This window comes from uncultured Campylobacter sp., assembly GCF_905371695.1.
Classification (GTDB): Bacteria; Campylobacterota; Campylobacteria; order Campylobacterales; family Campylobacteraceae; genus Campylobacter_A.
Map to the genome: position 1 here is coordinate 1 of NZ_CAJPMA010000101.1, position 5,380 is coordinate 5,380.

The 5,380-nt window shown below is 47.7% G+C and carries 5 protein-coding genes; all 5 read left to right on the forward strand.

Annotated features, from left to right (window positions below; all coding sequences use genetic code 11):
• Positions 1-2,324, forward strand: a 2,324-nt coding sequence (mfd, locus tag QZ147_RS08040; protein ID WP_295149089.1) for a transcription-repair coupling factor, incomplete at its 5' end; no start/stop codon positions are given.
• The gene (locus QZ147_RS08045; protein WP_295149091.1) at positions 2,308-3,090 is read left to right on the forward strand and encodes an ATP-binding protein; all 783 of its coding nucleotides are present in this window, start codon (positions 2,308-2,310) and stop codon (positions 3,088-3,090) included. The genes mfd and QZ147_RS08045, both read left to right, overlap by 17 nt.
• The gene (locus QZ147_RS08050) at positions 3,087-3,755 is read left to right on the forward strand and encodes an endonuclease III (RefSeq protein ID WP_295149094.1); all 669 of its coding nucleotides are present in this window, start codon (positions 3,087-3,089) and stop codon (positions 3,753-3,755) included. The genes QZ147_RS08045 and QZ147_RS08050 overlap by 4 nt, the downstream gene beginning before the upstream one ends.
• A 69-nt stretch (positions 3,756-3,824) precedes the next feature.
• The gene (cysK, locus tag QZ147_RS08055) at positions 3,825-4,730 is read left to right on the forward strand and encodes a cysteine synthase A (protein WP_295149097.1); all 906 of its coding nucleotides are present in this window, start codon (positions 3,825-3,827) and stop codon (positions 4,728-4,730) included.
• 3 nt (positions 4,731-4,733) lie between these two features.
• The gene (gene epsC / locus QZ147_RS08060; protein ID WP_295149100.1) at positions 4,734-5,288 is read left to right on the forward strand and encodes a serine O-acetyltransferase EpsC; all 555 of its coding nucleotides are present in this window, start codon (positions 4,734-4,736) and stop codon (positions 5,286-5,288) included.
• The last annotated feature ends 92 nt before the right edge of the window (positions 5,289-5,380 follow it).

The window sequence follows — 5,380 nt, forward strand, 5'->3', positions numbered from 1 at the left end:
ATCTAAAAACGCTCGGTTTTTGGGCGATAGATGGGTTTATAAATTACGCCGAAAATTTCGACTGCAAGGCGGTAAAAAAGCTAAATTTAGAAGACGCGGACGAGATACCGAACGCGCTTAAAAAGCTTAAAATTTTGCCCGAACCTAAAATTTATAAAGATTTAGCCGTTACGCCTAGCCGAGAATTTTTCGAGCTAAACGCAAGTAGGAAAATTATCGTTTTAGCGCGAAACGAAGGGCTTTTTAACGGATTTAATCTAGGCGAGTTTAAAAACGTAGAATTTCGCCGAAGTCCGCTTGTTTTAAATTTAAGCTCGCCAGAGCGAATTGTCCTTTCTTTAAATAGATTCGAGCGAAAACGCCGCGTAAAACGCGCTAGCCTCGTTATAGACGAGCTTAGGGTAAACGACTACGTCGTACACGAGGACTACGGTATCGGCAAATTTTTAGGGCTTGAAAAAATTACCGTGCTAGGCTCTACGCGCGAATTCGTCGCTATCGCTTATCAAAACGACGACAGGCTGCTGCTGCCGGTCGAACATCTAGACATGATCGACCGCTACATCGCGCAAAACGGCTCTATCGCGGTTTTAGACAGGCTCGGTAAGGCAAGTTTCGCGCGCATAAAAGAAAAGGTGCGCGAAAAACTTTTCGTAATCGCTTCTAAAATCATCGCGCTTGCGGCCAAACGCGAGTTAATTAGCGGCGAGATAATGGAAGCGGACGGGCTAGAATACCTAAAATTCGTCCAAAGCGCGGGCTTTGATTATACTCCCGATCAAACGCGCGCGGTGGATGAAATTTTAAGCGATTTAAAAAGCGGCCGTGCGATGGATAGGTTACTTAGCGGAGACGTAGGCTTCGGTAAAACCGAAGTCGCTATGAACGCGATTTTCGCATGCGTAAAATCGGGCTTTGAGGCGCTATTTTTCGCGCCTACGACGCTACTTTGCTCTCAGCATTACAAAAGCTTAAAAGAGCGTTTCGAGCCGTTTGGTATTAAGGTTTTTCGCCTTGACCGCTTTACTACTGCGCGCGAAAAGGCCGCGCTTAATAAGGCGCTAGCGCAGGGCGAGCCTTGCGTATGCGTCGGCACGCACGCGCTTCTTTCCGTGAAAGCGGCTAAAATAGGGCTAATAATAATCGACGAAGAGCATAAATTCGGCGTCAAGCAAAAGGAGAAATTAAAAGAAATTTCCGCAAATTCGCACGTTTTAAGTATGAGCGCGACGCCGATTCCTAGAAGCTTAAATATGGCGTTAAGCAAGATTAAGGGCTACTCCGTTTTGCAAACGCCGCCTAGCTCGCGTCTTGACGTGAGAACCAGCGTAAAAGAGTGGGACGAAAAGGCGGTTAAAGAGGCGATTATGCGCGAAATTCGCCGCGGCGGGCAAATCTTTTATATCCATAACCACATCGCGACGATGCCGCAGGCGCAGCGCGAAATTTTACGCATAGTTCCGAATCTTAAAATTTTAACGCTACATTCAAAAATCGATGCAAAAACGACCGAAGAGGAGATGATGAAATTTGAAACCGGCGAATACGACCTGCTTTTATGCACGAGCATCGTAGAAAGCGGCATCCATCTACCTAACGCCAACACGATAATCATCGAGCGCGCCGATAAATTCGGTATCGCGGATCTGCACCAGCTGCGCGGACGAGTAGGGCGAAGCGACAAGCAGGCGTATTGCTACTTTTTAGTGGAGGATAAAAACGAGCTTACTCCCGACGCGCTAAAACGTCTAACCGCGCTGGAAAGCAACTCGTTTTTGGGTTCCGGCGGCGTGCTGGCTTATCACGATCTAGAAATTAGAGGCGGCGGAAATATCGTAGGTGAGGCGCAAAGCGGTCATATCGAGGCGATCGGATATTCGCTTTATTTAAAAATGCTGGAAGACGCGATAAATTCACTGCTAAACGAGGGCGGCGCCAGGAGCGAGAAAATCGATCTAAAATTAAGCATAAACGCCTTTTTAAGTCAAGATTTTATCCGCGAAGATCGCTTACGGCTTGAAATTTACAGGCGTTTAAGCAAGTGCAAAGAGGTCGCGCAAGTTTACGAGATACAAAGCGAGCTTGAAGATCGCTTCGGTAAAATCGATCTTTATACGTCGCAATTCTTACAGCTTATCATTATTAAAATTTTGGCCCTTAAATGCGGGTTTAAAGCCGTTAGCAACGCCGAAACCAATATCGTTTTAACGCGAAATAACGATGAAAAAATAAGGTTAAAATCTCGCAGCAAAGACGATGACGACGTGATAGAGGAAATTTTAGTATTTTTAAGAAAAGAGGCGAAAAATGCAGGGCAAAATTAACTGGGACGAGTGCTACGCCGCGATTTTTAGACAAGATTTAGGCGCTCTAAAAGCGGTTAAAGACGTCGATTTTACCGATTTAGATTCGCTTATCGGCATTGAGGCGCAAAAAGAGGCGCTGCTAAAAAATACGCAAAATTTTATGGACGGGCTAGGCGGCGAACACGCGCTGCTTTGGGGCGAGCGCGGATGCGGCAAAAGCAGCCTCGTAAAGGCAGTTTTCACCCATTTTTGCAAGCAAGGTTTGCGTATTATCGAAGTGGGCGCGGGCGAGCTTAGATTTTTACCCGCCGTCATCGACGAAGCGCGCGATAGCGACAAAAAATTTATAATTTTTTGCGATGATTTAAGTTTTGAAAACGGTAACGTAGATTATAAATTTTTAAAGCCGTTAATGGAAGGCTCGATCGAGCGCGCGCCTAAAAACGCGCTATTTTACGCTACTTCAAATCGCCGCCACCTAACGGCCGAAACGCAAAGCGACAACGAGACCGTGCAAATTTCAAGCGGCGAGCTATATTACGGGGACGCCGTGCAAGAGAAAATTTCGCTATCCGATCGCTTCGGGCTTTGGATTAGCTTTTATCAAGGCGGCTTTGAGGAATACCTTAAAATCGTCGATTTTTATTTTAAAGATTACGCGCTAGACGCGGACGAGCTGCACCGAGCCGCGCGCGAATTCGCCGCATTTAGGGCGAGTAGATCGGCGCGGACGGCAAAGCAGTTTTACGCGCGGTTTATTAGAAATTTTAAGGATAAAAAATGACCTCGACGCAGCTATTTTTAGCGCTTTTAAACTCAAAAAAACGCGAAAATTTAGACGAGCTAAAATGGCCGGGCGAAAATACCTTTGAGGTGATCGCAGGCGCGGTGCTCGTGCAAAATACCGCGTGGAAAAACGTGGAAAAGGCGCTTGAAAATTTGCGCGCGGCGGACAAGCTTAGCTTGGACGGAATTTTAAGCTTAAAGACGGACGAGCTAGCCGGACTTATAAAGCCAAGCGGATTTTACAACACCAAAGCCAAGCGGCTTTTAGGGCTTTGTGCGGCGATTAAAAGAGAATTTGAAAATTTTGAAAATTTTAGACAAAGCATTAGCCGCGAACGGCTGCTTAGCATAAAAGGCGTAGGCGCGGAAACTTGCGACGCTATCCTAGCCTACGCGTGCGGGCGCGCCGCGATGGTAGTGGATGCTTACGCGCTGCGAATTTTGGGATTCTTGGGTTATGAGTTCGAGTGCTACGACGAGGCCGCCGAGTGGCTAGGCGCGCTAAATTTCGGTGAAATTTACGAAAATTTAGGCGGCGAGAATTTTGACGAAGCCGAAATTTTAAAGCTTTACCACGCGCTGATAACGGAATTTTGCAAGGAAAATTTTAAGGGTAAAATTTTAAGCGAGCGCGGGAAGCAGATTCTTAGCGAACTTAAATAGTTTTAAAATTTTACGCTAGATTTACGTAAAAAAGAGTAGAATACGCCGATTTTATTTTAAGGAGCAGAGATGATTTATCAAAATATAACGCAAACCATCGGAAATACGCCGATCGTTAAGCTTAAATCAGGCGCCGACGAGGCCGAAATTTACGCGAAATTGGAGTTTTTTAATCCGGGCGGCTCGGTCAAGGATAGGATCGCTTTAAATATGATATTAAAAATGCAAGAAGAGGGCAAAATAAAGCCCGGCGACACGATCGTAGAGCCTACCAGCGGAAATACGGGTATCGGCGTGTCTATGGTGGCCGCCGCGCTCGGGTATAAGGTTATTTTGTGCATGCCCGAAAGCATGAGTATAGAGCGTAGAAAAATCGTAGCCGCATACGGGGCGAAGCTGGAATTAACCGAAGCCGCAAAAGGCATGAAAGGCGCTATCGCGAAGGCTACCGAGATTGCCGCGCAGCCTAACCACGTAATGCTAAGCCAGTTTGAAAATCCGTTTAACCCGCAGGCTCACGAACTAACTACGGGCGAGGAGATCGCGCGCGATTTTGCTAGTTTAGACGCGCTGGTGGCGGGCGTAGGAACGGGCGGTACGATTAGCGGCGCCGCAAAAGCGCTAAAAGCCAAAGGCTACGCGACGAAATTTATCGCAGTCGAGCCGGAAGCGTCGCCGGTTCTAAGCGGCGGAAACCCAGGGCCTCATAAAATTCAGGGCATAGGCGCGGGATTTATACCAAAAACCATGGATATGAGCATCGCGGACGGCATAGAAAAAATTAGCAACGACGAAGCTATGAACGGCGCTCGCGAGCTAGCTAAAAACGAAGGCATAATGGTAGGTATTAGCGGCGGCGCCGCGTACGTAGCCGCAAAACGCGTAGCCAAGGCGCTCGGAGCGGGTAAAAAAGTGCTATTTATAGCGCCCGATAACGGCGAGCGTTATCTAAGCACAGAGCTTTACGGAGCGTAAGCGGTGATAGCGGGGATAAAGGAGCTAATTGCGGTCGTACGGGAAAAAGACCCGTCGGCTAAGAGCTGTTGCGCGGCGGCAATACTGATAAATACGCCGGGCATTCACGCGATAATGTTTCATAACCTCGCTCATCCGCTTTATCTGCGCGGGCATTTTTTCTTAGCGCGTTTTTTGTCGCAGACCGCGCGTTTTTTAACGGGTATCGAGATACATCCGGGCGCTAAGATAGGCAAGCGATTTTTTATAGATCACGGCGCGGGCGTGGTCATCGGCGAGACCGCAGAGATCGGAGACGACGTGATGATGTATCATCAAGTAACGCTGGGCGGTACGGGTAAAGAGTGCGGGAAGCGCCATCCGACCGTAAAAAACGGCGCTACGATAGCCGCTGGCGCAAAGGTGCTAGGCGCTATCACGATCGGCGAAAATGCTAAGATCGGGGCGAATTCCGTCGTGTTAAAAGACGTACCGGACGGGGCTACGGTCGTAGGCATCCCGGCTCGCGTCGTGCGCGTAAAAGGCGCTATACCGCCGCAGCCCGAATACGTTATTTAAATTTAGGCGAAATTTTACGTCCCCGATAAATTTTTTAAATTTTATTACCTCGCGATACTGACGTCTACGTTAATTATATTAAAGCTAATGCT

Coding starts and splice junctions, on each gene's coding strand:
- QZ147_RS08045 (WP_295149091.1), top strand. CDS start 2,308: ATGCAGGGCAAAATTAACTGGGACGAGTGCTACGCCGCGATTTTTAGA.
- cysK (WP_295149097.1), top strand. CDS start 3,825: ATGATTTATCAAAATATAACGCAAACCATCGGAAATACGCCGATCGTT.
- QZ147_RS08050 (WP_295149094.1), top strand. CDS start 3,087: ATGACCTCGACGCAGCTATTTTTAGCGCTTTTAAACTCAAAAAAACGC.